At 75.0% G+C, this 19104-nt stretch carries 21 protein-coding genes and 1 pseudogene; 8 read left to right on the top strand and 14 right to left on the bottom strand.

Annotated elements, in window-relative coordinates; translation table 11 throughout:
- Positions 1-34: 34 nt before the first annotated feature.
- Both ABD323_RS05840 and ABD323_RS05835 read right to left on the bottom strand, forming a co-directional pair.
- On the bottom strand, positions 35-1435 hold the full coding sequence (locus tag ABD323_RS05840) for a nitric oxide synthase oxygenase (RefSeq protein WP_344439960.1): 1401 nt from the start codon (positions 1433-1435) through the stop codon (positions 35-37).
- Positions 1436-1539: 104 nt separating this feature from the next.
- A complete protein-coding gene (locus tag ABD323_RS05835) occupies positions 1540-3111 on the bottom strand; it encodes an APC family permease (RefSeq protein WP_344439957.1) in 1572 nt (523 codons plus the stop codon).
- A gap of 271 nt (positions 3112-3382) precedes the next feature.
- On the opposite strand from ABD323_RS05835, the pseudogene ABD323_RS05830 reads away from it, so the two are divergent.
- Both ABD323_RS05830 and ABD323_RS05825 read left to right on the top strand, forming a co-directional pair.
- Positions 3383-3634, top strand: a pseudogene (locus ABD323_RS05830) (TetR/AcrR family transcriptional regulator); the annotation flags it as partial.
- 119 nt (positions 3635-3753) lie between these two features.
- Positions 3754-3978, top strand: a complete 225-nt coding sequence (locus ABD323_RS05825) for a hypothetical protein (protein WP_344439954.1) — start codon at positions 3754-3756, stop codon at positions 3976-3978.
- Between the two features lie 67 nt (positions 3979-4045).
- Here ABD323_RS05825 and ABD323_RS05820 read toward each other — a convergent pair whose 3' ends face one another.
- The 3 genes from ABD323_RS05820 to ABD323_RS05810 all read right to left on the bottom strand — a co-directional run bounded on the left by ABD323_RS05820 (position 4046) and on the right by ABD323_RS05810 (position 7216).
- The gene (locus ABD323_RS05820) at positions 4046-4855 is read right to left on the bottom strand and encodes a TIGR03084 family metal-binding protein (protein WP_344439952.1); all 810 of its coding nucleotides are present in this window, start codon (positions 4853-4855) and stop codon (positions 4046-4048) included.
- 143 nt (positions 4856-4998) lie between these two features.
- Entirely contained in the window at positions 4999-6531 is a 1533-nt protein-coding gene (locus tag ABD323_RS05815) for an AMP-binding protein (protein ID WP_344439950.1), read from the bottom strand.
- 166 nt (positions 6532-6697) lie between these two features.
- Complete coding sequence (locus ABD323_RS05810) at positions 6698-7216, bottom strand: endonuclease/exonuclease/phosphatase family protein (RefSeq protein ID WP_344440022.1); 519 nt, start codon at positions 7214-7216, stop codon at positions 6698-6700.
- 2 nt (positions 7217-7218) lie between these two features.
- Here ABD323_RS05810 and ABD323_RS05805 point away from each other — a divergent pair, with 2 nt between their 5' ends.
- The gene (locus tag ABD323_RS05805; protein ID WP_344439948.1) at positions 7219-8094 is read left to right on the top strand and encodes an SDR family NAD(P)-dependent oxidoreductase; all 876 of its coding nucleotides are present in this window, start codon (positions 7219-7221) and stop codon (positions 8092-8094) included.
- 1 nt (position 8095) lies between these two features.
- Positions 8096-9211 (top strand): S-adenosylmethionine:tRNA ribosyltransferase-isomerase, encoded by a 1116-nt coding sequence (locus ABD323_RS05800; RefSeq protein ID WP_344439945.1) that lies wholly within the window; start codon positions 8096-8098, stop codon positions 9209-9211.
- A 32-nt stretch (positions 9212-9243) separates the two neighbouring features.
- Here the strand turns inward: ABD323_RS05800 and ABD323_RS05795 are convergent, their stop codons facing one another.
- The gene (locus ABD323_RS05795; protein WP_344439943.1) at positions 9244-9699 is read right to left on the bottom strand and encodes an ASCH domain-containing protein; all 456 of its coding nucleotides are present in this window, start codon (positions 9697-9699) and stop codon (positions 9244-9246) included.
- 107 nt (positions 9700-9806) lie between these two features.
- Positions 9807-10553 (bottom strand): SDR family NAD(P)-dependent oxidoreductase, encoded by a 747-nt coding sequence (locus ABD323_RS05790; protein ID WP_344439941.1) that lies wholly within the window; start codon positions 10551-10553, stop codon positions 9807-9809.
- A gap of 175 nt (positions 10554-10728) precedes the next feature.
- Between ABD323_RS05790 and ABD323_RS05785 the strand changes: the two genes are divergently transcribed.
- The gene (locus tag ABD323_RS05785; RefSeq protein WP_344439939.1) at positions 10729-11961 is read left to right on the top strand and encodes a methyltransferase; all 1233 of its coding nucleotides are present in this window, start codon (positions 10729-10731) and stop codon (positions 11959-11961) included.
- Between the two features lie 144 nt (positions 11962-12105).
- Here ABD323_RS05785 and ABD323_RS05780 read toward each other — a convergent pair whose 3' ends face one another.
- Both ABD323_RS05780 and ABD323_RS05775 read right to left on the bottom strand, forming a co-directional pair.
- Positions 12106-12639, bottom strand: coding sequence for a GNAT family N-acetyltransferase (locus ABD323_RS05780; RefSeq protein ID WP_344439937.1), 534 nt, complete (start codon positions 12637-12639; stop codon positions 12106-12108).
- A gap of 74 nt (positions 12640-12713) precedes the next feature.
- Positions 12714-13964: an alpha/beta hydrolase gene (locus ABD323_RS05775; protein ID WP_344439935.1), complete on the bottom strand. Its 1251-nt coding sequence runs from the start codon at positions 13962-13964 to the stop codon at positions 12714-12716.
- 146 nt (positions 13965-14110) lie between these two features.
- On the opposite strand from ABD323_RS05775, the gene ABD323_RS05770 reads away from it, so the two are divergent.
- On the top strand, positions 14111-14569 hold the full coding sequence (locus ABD323_RS05770) for a MarR family winged helix-turn-helix transcriptional regulator (RefSeq protein ID WP_344439933.1): 459 nt from the start codon (positions 14111-14113) through the stop codon (positions 14567-14569).
- Here the strand turns inward: ABD323_RS05770 and ABD323_RS05765 are convergent.
- Positions 14554-15297 carry a hypothetical protein gene (locus ABD323_RS05765; protein WP_344439931.1) on the bottom strand — a complete coding sequence of 248 codons (744 nt, stop codon included), beginning with the start codon at positions 15295-15297 and terminating at the stop codon, positions 14554-14556. The two genes, ABD323_RS05770 and ABD323_RS05765, sit on opposite strands and share 16 nt — an antisense overlap.
- Positions 15298-15704: 407 nt before the next feature.
- On the opposite strand from ABD323_RS05765, the gene ABD323_RS05760 reads away from it, so the two are divergent.
- Together ABD323_RS05760 and ABD323_RS05755 are read left to right on the top strand one after the other, a co-directional pair.
- Positions 15705-15857 (top strand): hypothetical protein, encoded by a 153-nt coding sequence (locus ABD323_RS05760; RefSeq protein WP_344439928.1) that lies wholly within the window; start codon positions 15705-15707, stop codon positions 15855-15857.
- Positions 15858-15921: 64 nt separating this feature from the next.
- On the top strand, positions 15922-16494 hold the full coding sequence (locus ABD323_RS05755; RefSeq protein ID WP_344439926.1) for a CGNR zinc finger domain-containing protein: 573 nt from the start codon (positions 15922-15924) through the stop codon (positions 16492-16494).
- 60 nt (positions 16495-16554) lie between these two features.
- Here ABD323_RS05755 and ABD323_RS05750 read toward each other — a convergent pair whose 3' ends face one another.
- The 4 genes from ABD323_RS05750 to ABD323_RS05735 form a co-directional block, all read right to left on the bottom strand.
- On the bottom strand, positions 16555-16974 hold the full coding sequence (locus ABD323_RS05750) for a TOBE domain-containing protein (RefSeq protein ID WP_344439924.1): 420 nt from the start codon (positions 16972-16974) through the stop codon (positions 16555-16557).
- Positions 16975-17257: 283 nt separating this feature from the next.
- Positions 17258-18232: an NAD(P)-dependent alcohol dehydrogenase gene (locus tag ABD323_RS05745; RefSeq protein ID WP_344440020.1), complete on the bottom strand. Its 975-nt coding sequence runs from the start codon at positions 18230-18232 to the stop codon at positions 17258-17260.
- A 50-nt stretch (positions 18233-18282) separates the two neighbouring features.
- Positions 18283-18624, bottom strand: coding sequence for a helix-turn-helix transcriptional regulator (locus ABD323_RS05740; RefSeq protein ID WP_344440018.1), 342 nt, complete (start codon positions 18622-18624; stop codon positions 18283-18285).
- Positions 18525-18953, bottom strand: a complete 429-nt coding sequence (locus ABD323_RS05735) for a hypothetical protein (RefSeq protein ID WP_344439922.1) — start codon at positions 18951-18953, stop codon at positions 18525-18527. The genes ABD323_RS05740 and ABD323_RS05735 overlap by 100 nt, the downstream gene beginning before the upstream one ends.
- Between the last annotated feature and the right edge of the window lie 151 nt (positions 18954-19104).

Genomic DNA, 19104 nt, shown 5'->3' with positions numbered 1-19104 from the left:
TGGGGCGCCGACGGCCGCGCGCCCCCGACTCGTGTCACCAGGGCGTCCTGGCCACGAAGGCCGGGCGCAGCGAGGGGTCCACCGGGTCGTAGTAGCGGTGGAAGACGGCGGTGGCGCCGCCGGAGACCGGGGGAACGATCCAGCTCCAGTCGGTGGGCGTGGGCCGGCCCAGCCGCTTCTCCTGGGCCACGTGCTTGAGGAAGCGCTCGGACTCGGTGTGGTGGTCGGCCATCGTCACGCCCGCCTCCTGGAAGGAGTGCAGGACGGCGACGTTCAGCTCCACCAGGGCGCGGTCGCGCCAGAGCGTGCGCTCGCTGCCGGTGTCCAGGCCCAGCCGGGCGGCGACCTCGCCCAGCAGGTCGTAGCGGTCGGCGTCGGCCAGGTTGCGGGCGCCGATCTCGGTGCCCAGGTACCAGCCGTTGAAGGGCGCGGCCGGGTAGCGGACGCCGCCGATCTCCAGCGTCAGGTCGCTGATCGCGGGCACGGCGTACCAGCGCAGCCCCAGTTCGGCGAACCAGGGGTGGTCGGGGTGGCTGAGCGGGACCTCCAGCGTGGTGTCGTCCGGGAGTTGGTACCAGCGCGGCTTCTCGCCGGGCCGCTCCTGGATCATCAGCGGCAGGACGTCGAACCGGCCCTCGCCGCGCTTCCACCCCAGGTCCTCGGCCCGGGCGGCGAGTTGGCCGCCCGCCGGGTCGCCCGTCCAGCCGCCGCCGGGGCGCGGGTGGCCGGCGTAGCGCACCAGTTGGGCGTTGACGATCCGGGCGGCCGGGCGGCCCGGGCGGTCGGGGGCGAAGACGCTGATCACCGGGCGGATCCGGCCGCCGTTGGAGGCCAGCCGCAGGTGCTCGAAGCACTGCTCGGCGAGGTCGTCGGCGCTGGCGAGTGCGCGCAGGTCACGCACCACCAGGCTGCGCCAGTAGAGCCGGCCGATGCAGCGCGCGGAGTTGCGCCAGGCCACCCGGGCGCCGAACGAGAGCTCCTCGGGCAGGTGCTGGTAGGTGCCGGTGCGGTCGATCTCGTCCAGCACCTGGCGGATCCGGGGTTCGGGGTCGCCGGCGCCGGAGCGTTCGGCGTGGAACTGCCGGATGAAGGCGGCCGCCTCGGCAGGGTCGGTGAACGGGACGAGGTCGGCGGCGGGTGCCGGGTCGGTGCCCGTGCGGACCTCGGCGTCCGCGCGGACCTCGGTGCCGGTGCGGACCTCGGTACCGGTGTGGACCTCGGCGCCGGTGGAGGGCTCGGCCGCGGGCCGGCGGGCCTGACCGGGGACGGTGGGGCGGTTGCCGGTCCCGGCATGGCCCAGCGGGCAGCCGGTGGCGGGTACGCCGACCGCCGTGGTGGGCGCGGCAGGTGGAGCCGGGGCGGTGGCGGCGGCAGTCGGGGCGGTGGCAGGCGAGGCGGCGGCGGGTCTGCGGGAGCGAATCCGGCTGAAGATCAAGGGGCGTCCTTTCCGCACCCATGGATACCGCGCCGGCGGGGCCCGGCGGCCGGGAGTGGGCGAATCCCGGACCGGACCCCGCACGGCGCGCTACGCTGCCCCGCCTACACCGATCGTGCGATGGTCAGACCGGACTGACCCGCCTTGCTGTCGGGTGCCTCCGTACTTCCTTCGGCAGCGGCCATCCGGTCCTGCGGGCGGCGCGCCAGCAGGTACCCGAGCCCGATCAGGCTCACCGTGCCGACCCCGAGCAGCGCGGCCCACACCTGGTACCAGGGCGCCCCGGCCGGCGCGAGGATCGTGCGCGGCCAGCAGATGTTGACCACCTCGAACCCGGTCCACAGCACCGCCAGGGCGTTCAGCACCGTCCCGGCCCGGCCGTAGTCCACCTCGCCGGCCGGGCGCCAGGTGCCGCGCAGCCGGGCGATCAGGGCGGCCAGCGTCAGCAGGAAGAACGGCAGGAAGGTGGCCGCGCTGCCGAAGGTGATCAGGCTGCCCATCGCGGTGGCCTTCAGGCCCAGCGGCAGTGCGGCACAGCTGATCACGGTGGCCGCGACCAGTCCGCCGATCGGAGCCTGGTGCCTGTTGACGGCGCGCACCCGGGCCGAGAACGGGAAGACGCCGTCGCGGGCCAGCGAGTACAGGCCGCGCGCCGCACCGCCCTGCGAGGCCATCAGGCAGGCGGTGAAGCTCACCAGCACCACCACCACGAACGGCTTGGCCGACCAGTCCCCGAAGGAGCTGGTGACGGCGGTGGTGACCGGGTCGAGGTCCCGCCCGGCGACCACCGCGGCCGGGTCGGGGTGCGCCAGCGCCACGGCGACCGCGTTCAGGATCACCACCGCGCCCACGCTCAGCAGCGCATACCACATGGCGCGCGGCACCTGGCGGCCCGCGTCCTTGGTCTCCTCGGCGGTCGAGACGCAGGCGTCGAAGCCGATGAACGCCCAGCCGCCGACCGCGACGACGGCCAGGAAGGCCAGCAGGCCGCCGGTGCCGGTCGCCGCCGGCGCGCCCAGGGTGTCGGTGAGCAGGCCGAAGCCGTGCTTGCGGAAGAAGAGCAGCAGCGAGACGCCGACCAGCACCGAGGCGATCGCCTCGGCGGCGATCCCCAGCGAGACGAACCAGCGCAGCAGGTTGATCCCGTAGGCGTTGACCAGCGCGCAGAGCAGCGTGAAGCCGGCCGACACCAGGACCAGCTGGGCGGGCGTCGGGACGGCCCCGACGAGCGCGAAGACCCAGGGCGAGGCGAGGTAGGCGACCGTGGTGTTGGCGAACATCACCGCGAACTGCCAGAGCCAGCCGCTCATCCAGGCGAAGGAGGGGTTGGCCAGCCGCCGGGTCCACTGGTAGGCGCCGCCGGCCAGCGGCCACTGCGAGGCGAGCTCGGAGTAGACGCAGACCACCAGGGCCTGGCCGAGCAGGCAGATCGGCAGGGCCCAGATCCAGGCGCCGCCGTCGATGCTCATCCCGACCTGGGCGACCGCGTAGAGGCCGACCACGGGGGAGACCACGGCGAAGCCCATCGCGATGTTGCCGAGGATGCCGAGGCTGCGCCGCAGTTCCTGGCGGTAGCCGAGGGCGGCCAGCCGTTCGCTGTCGTCCGGCCGGGCCTGCGGGAGGTCGGTCTGCGGGAGGTCGGTCGGTGGGTGGTCGGTCTGCGGGAGGTCACTCATCTGGGCCGCCTGCTCTGCTGTGAGGGTGTGAGGGGTGAGGGGTGAGGGGCTGTGAGGGAAAACTAACTTAGTTAGTTGGGAACCGTAGACCGCCGACCCGCGGAAGCGGAAGGGTCGACACCGGGCTGTAACCTGACGCCGACTGCCACCGCGGCGGCGGGTGACGAAGGGTGGGGGCGTGGGACGACCGGCGAAAGCCCTGCTGAGCAGGGACATCATCGCCCGGGCGGCGCTGGAGGTGGTGGACGGCCACGGGCCGGCGGGGCTGACCATGCGGGCGCTGGCCGACCGGCTCGGGGTCAAGGCCGCCTCGCTCTACAACCACGTGGCCGGCAAGGACGAGCTGCTCGACGCCCTGGCCGAGCTGGTCAACGGCGAGATCGACCACACGCCGCTGCACACCGCCGCGGCCGGCCCCGACCACGACTGGCGCGAAGAGGTGGCCCGGTACGCCCGCGGCTACCGCCGGGTCTTCCTGCGCCACCCCAACACCATCGCGCTGCTGGCCCGGCGCCGGGTCGAGGCGGCCCGTCAGCTGATCGACTACGACGCGCTGCTCGCCGCGCTCGGACGCGCCGGGGTGGGCCCGGCGGGCGCCGGCGGGGGCCCGGCCGCGCGGGGCTGGCCCCGGCGGCCGCCGCGGTGGCCGCCGCCGCGCTGGACTACCTGGTGCTCGGCTCGGCCCTGGAGACCTTCACCGAGGGCTTCGCCCGCCCGCCCGCCGACTACCGGCCGCACTACCCGGCGCTGGCCGAGGCGCTGGAGGCCTCCGCCGCCCGCGGCGGCGGCCCCGGCGGGCTGGACGAGCGCGGCTTCGAGCTCGCCCTGCGCCTGCTGCTCAACGGGTTGGCGGCCCCGGGCGCCTGACCCGGGCGGCCCGGGGCGCCCGGACGGACCCGCGCCCGCGCGGTCGGTTCCCCCGTCGCCGCCCGGTTCAGCCCTGCGGGCCGCTGCCCGACGGCGTGCGGCCCGAGCCGGGCGGGCCGGCGAAGACCTGGGCGATCGGCACCCACGCGGTCGCCACCGGACCGCTGACCGTCAGGGCCAGGTCCTCGGCGTGCCGGCGCTGGGCGACCAGCAGGCAGAAGTCCAGTGCCGGCCCGCTGATCCGGTCGTTCGCCTGCTCCGGCCCCCAGTGCCAGTGCTCGCCGTCCGGCCCGGTCAGCTCGACCCGCACCGGCTCGGTCGGCACCGCCAGGCCGTGGGCGGCGAAGGCGAACCCCATGGTCCGCACCCCCAGGTGCGCCACGTGCCGCAGGCGCGCGGTCGGCGGCCGGGTGACGCCCAGCGTGTCGGCCACGTCCTCGCCGTGCGCCCAGGTCTCCATCAGCCGGGCGGTGGCCATCGAGGGCGCCTTCATCGCCGGCCCGAACCACGGCAGTCTGGTACCGGCCGGCACGGCCGCCAGCGCGTCGAGCAGCTTGGCCCGCCCGGCGCGCCAGTGTTCCAGCAGCTCGGCCGGCGCCAGCAGCGCGCCGGCCTCCGCGCCGCGGTCCACCACGCCGTCGAACTCGGCCGCGCCCAGCAACAGTTCGGCCGCAGCCGGGTGGAAGCCGAGCGGGTCGTGGATGGCCCGCAGGCTCCACTCGTCGGTCCAGGCGAGATGGGCGATCTGGTGCGCGATGGTCCAGCCCGGGGCCGGTGTGGCCTGTGCCCACCCCCGGTCGTCCAGTGCGGCCACCAGCGCGTCCAGGCCCTCGCTCTCGGCCGCCAGGTCCGCCAGCAGCGGTTCGATCTCCGCCATCGCCCACTCACCCTTCTCGGTTCCCATGGTCCACCGACGCCGGTGGCGGCCGCGGTTGCGATCCGCCCCGGCGTGGCGCCGGTTCACGGCATCGGTCGACGCCGTCGGTCCACCCGGCCGGTCCACCCGGCCGGTCCAGCCGGTCAGTTCACTCCACGGCTGTGCCCGGCCCAGTACGGCTCGCGCAGCCGGAACTTCTGCAGCTTGCCGGTGCTGGTGCGCGGCAGGCTCTCGCGGAACTCCACGCTGGTGGGCGCCTTGTAGCCGGCCATCCGGGCCTTGCAGTGCGCGATCAGGTCGGCCGCCTCGGCGCTGCGCCCCGGCTTGAGGACGACCAGCGCCTTCACCGTCTCGCCCCACTTCCGGTCCGGCACGCCGATCACCGCGACCTCGGCGACGGCCGGGTGCCCGTAGAGCACGTCCTCCACCTCGATCGAGCTGACGTTCTCGCCGCCGGTGATGATGACGTCCTTCTTGCGGTCCGAGATGGTCAGGTAGCCGTCCTCCAGGCTGCCGCCGTCCCCGGTGTGGAACCAGCCGTCCTTCAGGGCCGCGGCGGTTTCGTCCGGCCGCTCCCAGTAGCCGGTCAGCACGGTGTTGGAGCGCACCAGCACCTCGCCCTGCTCGTCCACCCGCAGCCGGGTGCCCAGCGCCGGGGCACCGGCCCGCACCAGCTTCTCGGCCCGCTCGGCCGGCGGCAGGTCGTCCCACTCGGCGCGCGAGCGGTTGACCGTCACCACCGGGGAGGTCTCGGTCAGCCCGTAGATCTGCAGGAACTCCCAGCCGAGTTCGTCCTCCACCCGCTGGATCACGCTGCTCGGCGGCGGGGCGCCCGCCACGATCATCCGGACCCGGTCGCGGCCGGGAACCGGCCCGTCCCACTCGGCCGCCGCGTCCAGCACGCTCGCCACCACCGCCGGCGCCCCGCACAGGAACGTCACGCCGTGCCGCTCCACGCGGCGCAGGATCTCGGCGCCGTCCACCTTGCGCAGCACGATGTGCTGGGCGCCCAGGCCGGTCAGGCCGAACGGCATGCCCCAGCCGTTCGCGTGGAACATCGGCAGCGTGTGCAGGTAGACGTCGCGGTCGCTCGCCCCGAAGTGCAGGGCCATCAGCGTGGCGTTCAGCCAGTTGTTGCGGTGGGTGAGCTGAACGCCCTTGGGCCTGGCAGTGGTTCCGCTGGTGAAGTTGATCGTCGCGGTGTCGTTCTCGTCGATCCGGTGCTCCACCGGCGCGGTGGTGAAGTCGTACAGCTCGGCGTCGGAGGCGGCGCCCAGCACGTACCGCCGTGCGCACGGCACCCCGGCCAGCGCCTCGTCCAGCTCGGGGTCGACCAGCAGCAGGCTCGCGCCGCTCTGTTCGACGATGTAGGCGACCTCCTCGGCTCTGAGCCGGAAGTTCACCGGAACGAGGACCCGGCCGAAGCCGCTGACACCGTAGAACGAGGTCATCAACCGGGCCGAGTTGTGCGAGACGATCGCCACCCGCTCGCCGCGGCCCACCCCGAGCCGGTCCAGCCCGGCCGCCTGGGCGCGGGCCAGCTCGGCCATCCGGCGGTACGTCAAGGAGCCCCAGGACTCGGCGGGTTGGGTGGGCTCGTCGATGAGGCCGATGCGGTCCCCGTACACCGATTCGGCGCGATCCAGAAAGTCCATCACGGACAGTGCGGTCTGCATTCCCCCCACTCTGGCCCCGTCCGTACGTCCGGCGCCAGAGCGCGTCAACGGCCGACGGTCGCGACCGCCCCCGTGGCGCGGTCGGCGGCCGGGAAGCGGCGCGGGGCGGGTGGCCGAGGACCGGCCGCCCGCCCCGCCCGACGCGCCGTCAGATCGACGGCGAACGTCAGGGCTTGAGGTCCACCACCTGCGGGTCGTGGTCGCTCGCCTGGTTGGCGTACTCGGAGTTGACGTGCGCCACCTGGTCCGTGCAGTCCTTCACGCCCTGGGTCACCAGGATGTGGTCCAGCACCTCCGACACGCCCTCGTAGTCGTAGGTGTACTGCTGGTCGACCGGCAGCGTGCTGATCGGGTCGGTCAGGATCGAGGGGCCGGTGCCGTCGGAGGTCCCGGTGCGCAGCGAGGACAGCGCGGGGCTGAACTGGTAGTCGTTCAGGTCGCCCAGCACCACCACGGCGGCGTTCTTCCTGGCGTCCAGCAGGTGCTGCACGAAGTCGTGCTCCACCTTGGCCGGCCCGAGCGCTGCAGGGGAGTCGGGATCCGAGTGCCCGCCGTGGGGGCTGGACGGAGGCTGGGAGCGGGACCGGCGACCGAGTCGGACGGTCGGCTGTCCTAGGGCGAAGGAACCCCCGCCGCCGGGCCCGACGGCTGATCCGCGGCGGGGGTCGGCGGAGCGAGAGTGCAGGTATGAACAGCACGGACATCACCCACACCGCCCTCTCGCCGTCGCCGTCGCCCTCGCAGCCGCAGGGGCCGAGCGCCCCCGGTCCGGTCGCCGTCGTCACCGGGGCCTCCCGGGGCCTGGGCCTGGAGCTCGCCCGGGCGCTGGCCGCGGACGGCTGGCAGCTGGTGATCACGGCCCGCAACCCGGTCGAACTCGCCGCCGCCGAGGCACTGCTGCGCCCGCTCACCACCGTCCTCGCGCTGCCCGGCTCGGTCGTCGACGACGACCACCGGGCCGAGCTGGCGGGCGCCGCCGACCGGCTCGGCGGCGCCGCCCTGCTCGTCAACAACGCCTCCACGCTGACCGGTTACGACCTGGAGGGGGCCGCGCCGCCCACCCTGGCCGGCTTCCCGCTGCCCGGACTGCTGGAGACCTTCGAGGTGAACGTCCTCGCGCCGATCGCGCTGACCCAGCTGCTGCTGCCCCAGCTGCGGATGCACGGCGGCTCGGTGATCAACCTCAGCTCCGACGCCGCGGTCGAGGCGTACGCCGGCTGGGGCGGCTACGGCGCGAGCAAGGCCGCCCTCGACCACGCCTCGGCGGTGCTCGCCCTGGAGGAAGCGCAGGTACGGGTCTGGGCCGTCGACCCGGGCGACATGCGCACCCGGATGCACCAGGAGGCGTTCCCCGGCGAGGACATCTCGGACCGGCCGCTGCCCGGCACGGTCGTGCCGGCCTTCCGGACGCTGCTGCGCGAGCGGCCCGCCTCCGGCCGGTACCGCGCCGCCGACCTGTCGGCCGTGCCCGAGGCCGTAGCCGAGTCCGTGCCCGAGGCCCTGCCCAGGACCGTGCCCGAGGCTGGGTCCGTCATCGCCGCCGCCGCTTCGGACGGCCGCTGAGATGACCCCGACCACTCTCCTCGCCCAGGACGACGACTGCGACCACGACGGCGGCAGCGGCTTCGACTTCACCGTCCCGCCGGAGCTCTCCGCCCACGCCCCGGCCGAGGCGCGCGGCCTGACCCGCGACGGCGTGCGGATGCTGGTGGGCCACGGCGACCCGGTGCGCGCCGAGCACCGCTCCTTCGCCGACCTGCCGAACGTCCTGGCCCCCGGCGACCTGCTGGTCGTCAACAACTCGGCCACCCTGCCCGCCGCCCTCCCGGCCACGCTGCCGGACGGCCGCCCGGTCGTGCTCCACCTCTCCGGCGCCCACCCGGACCCGCGGGGCGCCCACCTGGTGGAACTGCGCCGCCCGGCCGGCGCCGCCGGCGGCGCCGCCGAGTACCTCGCACCGGCCGACAGCCCCGCCGAGCCCGGCCTGCGGCTGCGCCTGCCGGCCGGCGGCGAGGCGGTGCTGACCGCGCCCTACACCGCGCGGCTCTGGCACGCCCGGCTCACCACCCCCGGCCCGCTGACCGGCTACCTGGCCCGGTACGGCAAGGCCATCCGCTACGGCTACGTGGACCGCGACTGGCCGATCTCGGCCTACCAGACGGTCTTCGCCGCCGAGCCCGGCAGCAGCGAGATGCCCAGCGCGGCGCGGCCGTTCACCCCGCAGCTGGTCAGCGCGCTGGTGGCGCGCGGCATCCTGATCGCGCCGATCACCCTGCACACCGGCGTCGCCTCGCCGGAGGCTCACGAGGCGCCCTACGCCGAGTGGTTCCGCGTCCCGGCGGCCACCGCCCGGCTGGTGGAGCACGTGCGCGGCAGCGGCGGCCGGGTGGTCGCCGTCGGCACCACGGCGGTCCGCGCCCTGGAGTCGGCGGTCGGCCCCGACGGGCGCGCCCGGGCCGCCGAGGGCTGGACGGACCTGGTGATCACCCCCGAGCGCGGCGTCCGGCTGGTCGACGGCCTGCTCACCGGCTGGCACGAACCCGAGGCCTCGCACCTGCTGATGCTCGAAGCCGTCGCCGGCCGGCCGCTGCTCGACCTCTGCTACGCGCAGGCGCTCGCCGGACGCTACCTCTGGCACGAGTTCGGCGACGTCAACCTCCTGCTGCCCGGCGCCCGTTGAGGCAGGCGCAGGGCAAGGTCGCAGGCCGCGGGTCAGCCGCGCCGCCGCAGGTCGGCGACCAGGCGGAAGCGCTCCAGCACGACCAGGGTGTCGTCGTCGACGGTGAACGTCGGGTCCGCCAACGCCTCGCGCATCTGCGGGCTGTGCCAGAACCGCTCGTGCCCCGCCCGCCACTGGGCCACGGTGGTGTCGCCCTCGCCCTCGTCCACCGCGTGGGCGAGGTCCACCTCGGCCAGCCGGACGACCCGCACGCCCGTCGTCTCCAGCACGGCGACCGGCCGCTCGGCCGAGTCGGGCACCACCGACCGCCCGCCGACCACCGGCAGCGGCTCGTTCTCGTGCTCGAGGTCGGCGAGCAGTCCGGTGGTCGAGGTCTTCGTGCCGTCGAGGATCGCCGCGACCAACCGGTCACGCAGCGGCCCGGGAAAGGCGAACTGGTTGAGCGGCAGGCCGGCGTACTCGGCGGGCAGCGTGGTGTCATGGGTCACCGGGTCACCCTAGATCCACTCACCCGGCCGCCGTCGAGCGATTTACCCGACCGCGGTGCCGCGCCCAGGGTTCGGGGCCAGGTTTCGGGGCCAGCGCCGTGCCCAGCTCAGCGCCCCAGCACCGCACCGCCGTTGAGACCGATGACCTGGCCGGTGAGGTAGCCGCCCGCCGGTGAGGCGATGTACCGGACGGCCGTGGCGACGTCGGCCGGCGTCCCGGCCCGGCCCACCAGGGTGTCGGCGACCTTGTCGGCATGGAACTCGGCGCTCCACCGGTCACCGAAGATCTCGGTGTCGGCGACGTAGCCGGGGGCGAGCACGTTGACCGTGATGCCGTCCGGGCCCAGCTGGCGGGCCAGGCCGAACGCCCAGCCGTGCAGGGCGGCCTTCGCGGCCGCGTAGGAGCCGGCCGAGTGGGAGCCGGCCCCGCCGCGCTGCGCCGCGGCGGAACTGATCATGATCAGCCGGCCGCCGGGCCGCCGCAGGTGCTCCTGCAGGGCGGTGGTGAGCAGGACGGCGGTCAGCAGGTTGGTGTCCAGGTCCCGGCGCCAGGCGCGGGCCAGGGCGGGCAGCGTGTCGTCCTCGGGGGCGCTGATCACCGCCCCCGCGTTGTTGACGAGGACGTCCACCGGTCCCAGCGCGGTGATCTCCGCGACCGCCCCGGACACCTGGTCGGCGTCGGACAGGTCGGCCCGGACCGGTACCACCCGCCCGGCGCCGACCGCCTGGTCGATCTCCGCGCGGGCCTGCTCCAGGACCTCCGCGCGCCGTCCCAGGATCACCACCCGGTCGCCGCCGGCGGCGAGCTCCCGCGCGATCGCCTTGCCGATGCCGGTGCCGCCTCCCGACACCACCGCAAGCCGTTCCCCCACCATGCCCCCCTGGCCGTCGAGCGCCTGGCCGGCCCGGCCACGCGGTGATCATCGACGGCCAGCCTAGCGCGGGCGGGTCCGCGGGCCCGCTCGGCGCCGGTCGCGCCCGCTCGGCGCGGATCGGTGCCGTCGCCACCTCGGCTAGCCTGAACGCACGATGAACGGTTTCACCACGCCCTGGGGCGAGCTCCCACTCACCCGGTTCCCCGAGGACCCCCGCGACCGGCTCCGCGCCTGGGACGCCGCCGACGAGTACCTGTTGCACCACCTGCACGGCGACCACCGGCACGGCGACGAGGAGCACGGCGAGCTGCCGGGCTCGGCCGCACCGGTCGACCTCGCCGGCGCCGCGGTGGTGCTCGGCGACCGCTGGGGCTCGCTGACCACGGCGCTGGCCACCGCCCGTACCGCCGGGACCGCCTCGGTGGCGGGCGGCGAGCAGGTCCTGATCACCGACTCGTTCCTCGGCCGGCAGGCCACGGCCGCCAACCTCGCCCGCGCCGGGTTCGCCCCCGACGCCGTGCGGCTGCTCAGCACCGCGGACGCGCCGCCCGAGCGGATCGACCTGCTGCTGGTGCGCGTCCCCAAGAGCCTGGCGCTGCTGGAGGACCAGCTGCACCGGCTGGCCCCGGCGATCCACCCGGGCACGGTCGTCATCGGCACCGGCATGGTCACCGAGATCCACACCTCCACGCTGCGGCTCTTCGAGCGGATCCTCGGCCCGACCCGCACCTCGCTGGCCCGGCGCAAGGCGCGGCTGATCTTCTGCGTCCCCGATCCGGCGCTCGCCGCCACCCGCCCGGCCAGCCCCTGGCCGCTGCGCTACGCCCTCCCCGACGACCTCGGCGTGCTCGCCGGCCGGACCGTCACCAACCACGCCGGCGTCTTCTGCGCCGAGCACCTGGACATCGGGACCCGGTTCTTCCTGCAGCACCTGCCGCACCGTCAGGGGCCCGACCGGGTGGTCGACCTCGGGTGCGGCAACGGCGTGCTGGGCACCGCCGCGGCGCTTGCCAACCCGCGGGCCGAACTGACCTTCATCGACGAGTCGTTCCCGGCGCTCGCCTCCGCCGAGGCCACCTTCCGGGCCAACGCGGGCCCGGACGCGCCCGCCGAGTTCCTGGCCGGCGACGCGCTGGACGCCGTCGGCGCCGGCTCGGTCGACCTGGTCCTGAGCAACCCGCCGTTCCACTCGCACCAGGCCACCACGGACGCCACCGCCTGGCGGATGTTCACCGGGGCCCGGCGCGCGCTGCGCCCCGGCGGCGAGCTGTGGATCGTCGGCAACCGCCACCTCGGCTACCACCTCAAGCTCCGCCGGCTCTTCGGGCGCTGCGAACTGGTGGCCGGGAACCCGAAGTTCGTCGTCCTGCGGGCCGTCAGGCAGTGAACGCGCGGCGGCTCGGCCGCCCGGGGGACCCCGCCCCCGGGTCGCCGCGCCGTCGCCCGCCTACCGTCGCCCGCCTACCGTCGCCCGCTTACTGTCGGCCGCTTGTCGTCGGCCGTGCTCGGTGGCCCGCTGACGGCGGACCACCTACGCCGGCTTCCACTCCTCGGCCAGCAGGCCGTAGAGGACCTCGTCGGCCACCGCGCCGTACACCCAGGCGGCGGACCGCAGGGTGCCCTCGTGGACGAACCCCGCGCCCCTGGCTGCGGCCACCATCGGCCCGTTGCCGCTCAGCGTCTCCAACTGCAGCCGCCGCAGCCCGCGCACCGCGAAGCCGTACTCGCACAGCACCCGCACGGTGTCCGTGCCGAGCCCGCGCCCGCGGAACGCGGGGCGCAGCGCCAGGCCCAGGTGGGCGACCCGGTTGTGCGTGTCGATGCCCCAGAGCAGGGCCTCACCGGCGAGTTCGCCGGTCTCCAGCAGGACGATCGAGAAGAACGCCACGTCCGGGTTGGGCGCGGTGACGGCGAACGGCGACTGGTCCGACCCGGCGGGCACCGGGACCCAGGGACGGGTGTCGGCCGCCGCCCGGGTGGGCACGTCCTCGTAGAGCTCGTGGTGCAGGATCGGTACGTCGTCCTCGTGTCGGGCCCGTAGCCCGATCAGTGTGCCTCGCATCATGCCGCCTTGGTACCGTCCGTCCGCCCTGCCCGGCAACCGAATTGATCGCGGCGGCCGGGCGGGGCGGCGGCAGGTCACGCGGGGTCGGCGAGCTGCGCGGGCACCGCGCCGAGCCACCAGGAGGGGTGCGCGGTGCCGTCGGTGGTGCGTCCGTCGCGGTGGACGTAGTGCCGCACGTCGCGGCCTGGCTCGGCGAACTCGCCGTCCAGCGCCCGCTCCAGCCACTCGGCGCCGAACCGGAAGACCTCCGCGGCGACTCCGCCCAGCGGGTGGAACTCGTTCTCGTAGACCCGGATCTCCTTCGGCGCGGTGATCCGCCGGTAGCTCGCCAGGGCCTGCTCCAGAGGAGTGAGCTCGTCGAACTCGCCGATGCCGAACAGCACCGGGCAGTCGATCTCGCCGACCAGGTCGCCCAGCGGCATCCGGGCCGCCAGGTCGCGGTCGAAGGCCGCCTCGTCGGTGTAGCCGGCCATGTACATGTAGTTGTTCTTGAAGGTCGGCTGGGCCCGCTCGAAGATCGTCTCGAAGTCGCCGGTGACCGCCTCGAAGGCGGCCAGCGCCGCCAGCCGGCCGTCGGTGGCCGCCGCGCGCGAGCCCCAGTAGCCGCTCATGCTGATGCCGAACATGCCGATCCGCAGCGGGTCGACCTCCGGCAGCGTGGTCAGGTGGTCGAGGTAACGGCCGATCGCCCGCTCGTAGTTGGTGAGGTCCACGGTCACGCCGCCGGCGCGGGACTCGCCCTGGCCCGGTCCCTCGATCGACAGGGCGACCATGCCGCGCGAGGTGTAGTAGCGCTCGGCGGCGTAGATGTAGTCCTCCTTGATCATGTCCATCCCCGGTCCGAGGATCACCGCGGGGGCGCCCTGCACCGGGCCGGCCGGCAGGTGCAGCAGGGCGTGGATCAGGCCGCCCTCGAAGTCCAGGACGACCCGGCGCACCCGCCCGCCGCGCAGCGCGCCGAGCCGCTCGACGCAGTGGTCGGTGCGGGTGCGGAAGGCCGCCTTGCGCGGATCGGCGGCGTCGAAGACGGAGTACTGGGCCCGGCCCCACATCACGGCGGCCCGGACGTACAGGTCGGCGGCGGTCTGCTCGAACCCGCCGCGCTCGTGGTGGGCGGCCCGCTCCTCGGTCTGGCCGGCCACCGTCGCCCACGCCTTGGGCAGCATCGCGCCGCTGCGGACCAGGGCGAAGACCTTGTCGAAGTCGGTGTGGTCGTGCCCGAGCTGTTCCAGGGTGCCCTTGGCCTCGGGGTGCAGGGCATCGAAGCCGCCCTGCGCGAGGGCGATGTCCAGGGCCCAGCTCTGGCCGGTCGAACGCACGGTCATGGGAGGTTCCTTCCAGCGGACGGCCGGCGTGGGGAGCGCGTCGGCCAATGGCTAAGTACTTATATTTAAGTACTGAGGCTAGGGTGTCTGTCAACCCGAGCTCGCCGACCCGAGCCAGCTGATCCGACCTCGCTGGGAGAGCCCCCGTGTCCACACCCCCGCCCACCGCCGACCGCGACCAGGCGCTCGGCCGCCTGTCCCGGGCCGCCTACAGCCTCAGCGCCGCCGACTCGCGGCTGCGCGGTCGCGCCACCCGCACGCCCGGCGCGCTCTCGCTCACCCACGCCCGCGCGCTGCGGGTGCTGGCGGAGGAGGGGCCGCTGCCGATCGGCCGGCTGGCCGCCTCCACCGAGACCACCGGAGCCGCCGCGACCCAGCTGGTCAACGGCCTGGAGGCGGCCGGCTACGTGAGCCGCGACAAGGTGCCCGGCGACCGGCGCTCCGTGGTCGTCTCGCTCACCGAGGCCGGCCGGCGCCGCCACCAGGAGCGCGAGCTCACCCTCGCGACCGCGCTGAGCGAGGCCCTCGCCCACCACGACGCCGCCGCCCTGGAGGCCGCCGGCGACGTCCTGCGCCGGCTGGCCGAGGTCTACGACCGGCTCTGAGCAGTGGTGATGGGGGGTGGGTGCCCGTCGTGCCGACCGCGGCAGCCGGCGCCGGCCAGGGCGCCGAGCAGCAGCACCCCGCCGGCCGCCAGCAGGGTGCCGGTGAGCGAGCGGTCGGCGCCCAGCCCGGCCAGGCCCGCGCCGAGCGCCCAGCCGGTGGTCTTGAGGCTCGCGCCCGTGGTGAAGACCTGGCCGCGCAGCCGCGGCGGCGCCTCCCGGTGGCGCACCGCGATCAGGGCGCTCAGCTGCGGCCCCTCGCCCACCCCGACCAGCAGCGCGCCGGCCACCACCAGGGGCGGCCACCCGGTGGCGACGAGCAGCAGGGCGGCGGCCAGCACCAGGGTGGCGGCCCGCAGGACGGCGTCCGGGCGCAGCAGTCGCGGCATGGGCGGCGGCCGTCGGGCCAGCAGCGCAGTGGTGACCAGCGCCGCGGCGGCCGTCGCGGAGAGCAGCAGCGCGCCACGGTCGGCCGCGCCCAGCGCCCGCGCGCCGAGCAGTGGCCCGCAGGCGACCAGCATGCCCTGCCCCGCGCAGGAGACCACCGAGGTCACCGTCGCCCGCGCCAGCGGCGCGCTGCGGGCGATCGCCCGCAGTCCCGCGGCGAGTTCGGCCCGGATCGGCGGGGCCGGGTCGACCGCCGCCGCACCGTCGGTCGGCTCGGCCGGCGCCGACGGCAGGGTCAGCGCCGCGGGCAGCGCCAGGCAGATCAGCGCGGCCGCCCCCGGCACCGCGCCCGCCCCCCCGGCCAGCGCCCCCGCGCGGGGGCCTCGCCCGCGCCGGGGGCCGCCCCGGGCAGACCGGCGCGGCCCCCGCCGGCACCGCGCCCGCCGCCCCGACCAGCGCCGCGGCGAGTCCGGCCAGCGCCGGTCCCAGCAGGGCGGCCAGGCTGAAGGTCATCGCGTCGAGCGCACCGGCCCGGGCGAGCGCTGCCGCGGGCACCACCCGCGGCAGCTGCGAGGTCCACCCGCCGGACAGGGCCGGTCCGAGCAGTCCTGCCCCCACTGCCAGCAGGACGGTCGCGCCGAACGGCAGGCGGGTCAGGCAGAGCGGTACGGCGGCGAGCGCGACCGTGTAGCCGCCCAGCGCCCGGGCCAGCAGCCGGCCCGGCCGGCGGGCCCGATCGAGCAGCACGCCGATGGCCGGGCCGCCGAGCGCCGCCGCGACGGTGATCGCGGCCAGCAGGGTGCCGGCCGCGGCGGTCGAGCCGGTGGTGGCGAGGGCGGCCAGCAGCAGGGCGGGCCCCGCCATCTCGTCGCCGGTGCGGGCCGCCGCGGCACCGGCCGCGTAGCGCAGGCCCGGGTAACGGTTTCGCATGCCCGGCACGTTACGCAGGTAACGTAAAACTTGACCAGATGCGTTACATTCGCCGGGTGCCCCCTACCCCGGACGACTGGTCCACCCGCCACTCGGTGCTCGCGACCGCCCGCCGCACCGCCGCCCTGGTCAACGCCCTCGCCGTGGAGGACCCGACGCCGGAGGCGATCGCCGCCGTGTTGCGCGAGCACGGCGAGCCGGAGCCGATCGACCTGGACGAGGACGACGTCGCCGCGATGCGGGCGGTCGCCCAGCTGCTGCGCGAGGTCCTCGCCGCCACCGAAACCGGCGTCGCCGCCCGGGAGTTGAACCTGCTGCTCGCACGTACCACCGGCGCCCTGCGGCTCACCTCGCACGGCGGCGCCGCCCCCTGGCACCCGCACCTCGACGGTGACGACGACGCCCCGTGGGGCGAGTGGTTCCTGGCCTCGTCCTGCCTGGCCATGACGGTCCTGATCTGGGACCAGCAGCGTCCGCCCGGCGGCCTCTGCGCGGCGTCCGGCTGCCGCAACGTCTACCTCACCCAGGGCAGCGGCCTGCCGCGCCGCTACTGCTCGCGCCGCTGCGCGACCCGCGAACGGGTGGCCGCCCACCGCCGCGCGCACGGCTGACCGGCGGGGGTGCCCCGCCGGTCAGCCGGCCCCCACCGGGGCCGAAGGGGGAGCAGGGGGTCAGACGGTGGCCAGTGCGACCTCGGTCGACTTGATCAGCGCGACCACGCTCGATCCGGCGGCCAGACCCAGCTCGGTGACCGCGTCCCGGGTGATCGCGGCGGTCAGCTCGCCGCCGGCGATGGAGACCTTCACGGTGGCCATCGCGGGGCCGGCGGCGATGTCCGTGACCGTACCGGGGAGCTGGTTGCGGATGCTCAGACCGGCGACCGGTCCGGTGGCCAGGGCCACCTCGGTGGACTTCACCACGGCCCGCACCGCGGTGCCCTCGACGAGCCCGAGCTCCTTGACGGCGTCCACCGTGATGGCCGCGGTGATCTCCTGGCCGCCCGTCAGCCGGGCCTTCACGGTGGCCATCGCCTCGCCGGTGGTGACGGAGCTGACCGTGCCGGGAATCTGGTTGCGGATGCTCAGAGTCATGGACGAACAACCTCGCAGGGATTGAGGGGGAGCAGGCTTCCCGCCTGCCGTACGCCATCGACCCTAGCCAGGAATTCCGACCCCCGCCCGACCCCACTCGCGCCTGCGAGGTGCTTTTCGTCAGGGGCTCGCAGATCGGAGACGGTGAATTCCCGATGAGCCATTCGGCAGCCCGTTCGCCGCCCGTTCGACAGGCCGTTCGGCAGCCCTTAGGCACCCGTTCGGAAATCGCCCGCCGGCCCATTCCGTCGACGCCCGGCGCCCCCTGGTCCCCCGCCCTTCCTCACCCCGTGATGACGACCTTGCCGCGGGCCCGGCCCGCCCGCAGGTAGCCGACCGCGTCGGCGACCTCGGCCAGCGGGAACGTCCGGTCGACGACCGGCGTCACGGCGCCGGACTCGATGAGCCCGGCGAGGAACCGGAGGTCGTCGTGGCGCTGATCGGAGAGCAGCGGGCGCAGGCGCTGGCCGACGAACGGCGACAGCAGCAGCGCCCGCACCTGCCGGTCGGTGCCGCCGAGCCACCGGCCGCCGCCCTCGCCGCCGACCATGACGAGCGTGCCGCGCGGCGTCAGGGCGCGGCGCAGGTGCCGCAGCGGGCGGTTGCCGGCGATGTCGAGGACGAGGTCGTGGCGACGGGTGCCGTCGGTGGCGTCCTCGCGGGTGTGGTCGATCACCTCGTCGGCGCCGATCGACCGCACCAGGTCCGTCTTGCCGGTGCTGCACACGCCGGTCACGTGGGCGCCGTAGGACTTGGCCAGCTGGACGGCGTACGTGCCGACCCCGCCGCCCGCCCCGATCACCAGGACGCGCTGACCGGCCGTCAGGTTCCCGCTGTCGCGCAGGGCCTGCAGGGCGGTGCAGGCGGAGATCGGGACGGCGCCGGCCGCACCGAAGTCGACGTTCGCCGGCTTCAGCGCGATCCGGTCCTGCCGGGCGCAGGCGTAGGCGGCGAAGGTGCCGGCTCCGGTGCCGTACACCTCGTCGCCCACCTGGAAGCGGGTGACATCCGGGCCGACGGCCTCGACCCGTCCGGCGAGGTCGGTGCCCCGGATCCGGTTCCGGGGCGCCCGCAGCCCGAAGCCCATGGCGCGGACCAGGTAGGGCCGCCCGGCGGTCAGGTGCCAGACGCCCTGGTCGACGGCGGCCGCGTGCACCCGTACGAGGACCTCACCGCTGCCGGGGACCGGGCGGTCGACCTCGTCGAGGCGCAGGACCTCGGACGGCGGCCCGTAGGAGTCGTGCACGACGGCCCGCATCCTGGGCGGGCCGGCGTCGCTCCCGGTCTGGGTCTCGGAGGCGGAGGCGTTCACGGGGTCTCTCCTTCTGCGGGGTACCGGCCTTCTGCGGGGTACTGGAACACGTCGTCGAGCGGGACGCCGAACACCCGGGCGATCTGGAAGGCCATCTCCAGGGAGGGCGAGTAGCGGCCCTGTTCGATGGCGATGACGGTCTGCCGGGTGACACCGATGCGGCGGGCGAGTTCGGCCTGGGTCATCTCGTCGTGGGCGAAGCGCAGCGCGCGGATGGAGTTGGTGACCCGGGTCGGCTTCACCACGGGTGGAAGCCCAGCCGGTAGGAGACGATCTTCGCGGTCGAGCCGAGCAGCGCGGAGAGCACGAAGGCCAGGTAGATCGCGTTGGCGATCCAGAACTGGTCGGCGCGGGCCAGCGCCAGGCCCAGCCCGGCCACGCCCCCGATCACCAGGAACGACTGCCCGACGTACTCGCCGAAGCGGTGGATCTCGCGGTCGCGCTGGTCCTTGGTGTTCGCCCCCCTGGGCGAGGCGAGCGCCACCGCGATGTTCAGCGCGATCGACGCCACGATCGAGGCCCCCACGGTCCACACCAGCAGCGCCCCGTAGGACGCGTGGGCCAGCGGCGCGCCGCCCGCCCGGCCGAGCAGCACGACCAGGTAGGCGGTGTAGGACACCACCGTGACCAGGACCATGATCCAGGCCCGTTTCTCTTCGTACGCCATGCCCGCTCCCCTGGGATGTAAAGAAAACCTGACACTCGGGAGTGTGAAGCAGCCTCGACATGGTGTCAAGAATTCTTTACTCAGCGGGCTTGGCAGGTCGGGTGTCGCAGTTGGCCGCCCGGGCGGGGGAGGGCTGGTCACCGCACGCCGC

This window comes from Kitasatospora nipponensis (assembly GCF_039528135.1).
Classification (GTDB): domain Bacteria; phylum Actinomycetota; class Actinomycetes; order Streptomycetales; family Streptomycetaceae; genus Kitasatospora; species Kitasatospora nipponensis.
This window is presented reverse-complemented; position numbering and strand designations above follow the sequence as displayed.

What these genes read in the sequence shown, in the direction of transcription:
- ABD323_RS05835 (WP_344439957.1), bottom strand. Translation starts at nt 3,111, where the DNA reads ATGAGTGACCTCCCGCAGACCGACCACCCACCGACCGACCTCCCGCAG.
- ABD323_RS05820 (WP_344439952.1), bottom strand. Translation starts at nt 4,855, where the DNA reads ATGGCGGAGATCGAACCGCTGCTGGCGGACCTGGCGGCCGAGAGCGAG.
- ABD323_RS05815 (WP_344439950.1), bottom strand. Translation starts at nt 6,531, where the DNA reads ATGCAGACCGCACTGTCCGTGATGGACTTTCTGGATCGCGCCGAATCG.
- ABD323_RS05805 (WP_344439948.1), top strand. Translation starts at nt 7,219, where the DNA reads ATGAACAGCACGGACATCACCCACACCGCCCTCTCGCCGTCGCCGTCG.
- ABD323_RS05800 (WP_344439945.1), top strand. Translation starts at nt 8,096, where the DNA reads ATGACCCCGACCACTCTCCTCGCCCAGGACGACGACTGCGACCACGAC.
- ABD323_RS05785 (WP_344439939.1), top strand. Translation starts at nt 10,729, where the DNA reads ATGAACGGTTTCACCACGCCCTGGGGCGAGCTCCCACTCACCCGGTTC.
- ABD323_RS05780 (WP_344439937.1), bottom strand. Translation starts at nt 12,639, where the DNA reads ATGATGCGAGGCACACTGATCGGGCTACGGGCCCGACACGAGGACGAC.
- ABD323_RS05775 (WP_344439935.1), bottom strand. Translation starts at nt 13,964, where the DNA reads ATGACCGTGCGTTCGACCGGCCAGAGCTGGGCCCTGGACATCGCCCTC.
- ABD323_RS05760 (WP_344439928.1), top strand. Translation starts at nt 15,705, where the DNA reads ATGGCCGGGCCGCCGAGCGCCGCCGCGACGGTGATCGCGGCCAGCAGG.
- ABD323_RS05755 (WP_344439926.1), top strand. Translation starts at nt 15,922, where the DNA reads ATGCGTTACATTCGCCGGGTGCCCCCTACCCCGGACGACTGGTCCACC.
- ABD323_RS05750 (WP_344439924.1), bottom strand. Translation starts at nt 16,974, where the DNA reads ATGACTCTGAGCATCCGCAACCAGATTCCCGGCACGGTCAGCTCCGTC.
- ABD323_RS05745 (WP_344440020.1), bottom strand. Translation starts at nt 18,232, where the DNA reads ATGCGGGCCGTCGTGCACGACTCCTACGGGCCGCCGTCCGAGGTCCTG.
- ABD323_RS05735 (WP_344439922.1), bottom strand. Translation starts at nt 18,953, where the DNA reads ATGGCGTACGAAGAGAAACGGGCCTGGATCATGGTCCTGGTCACGGTG.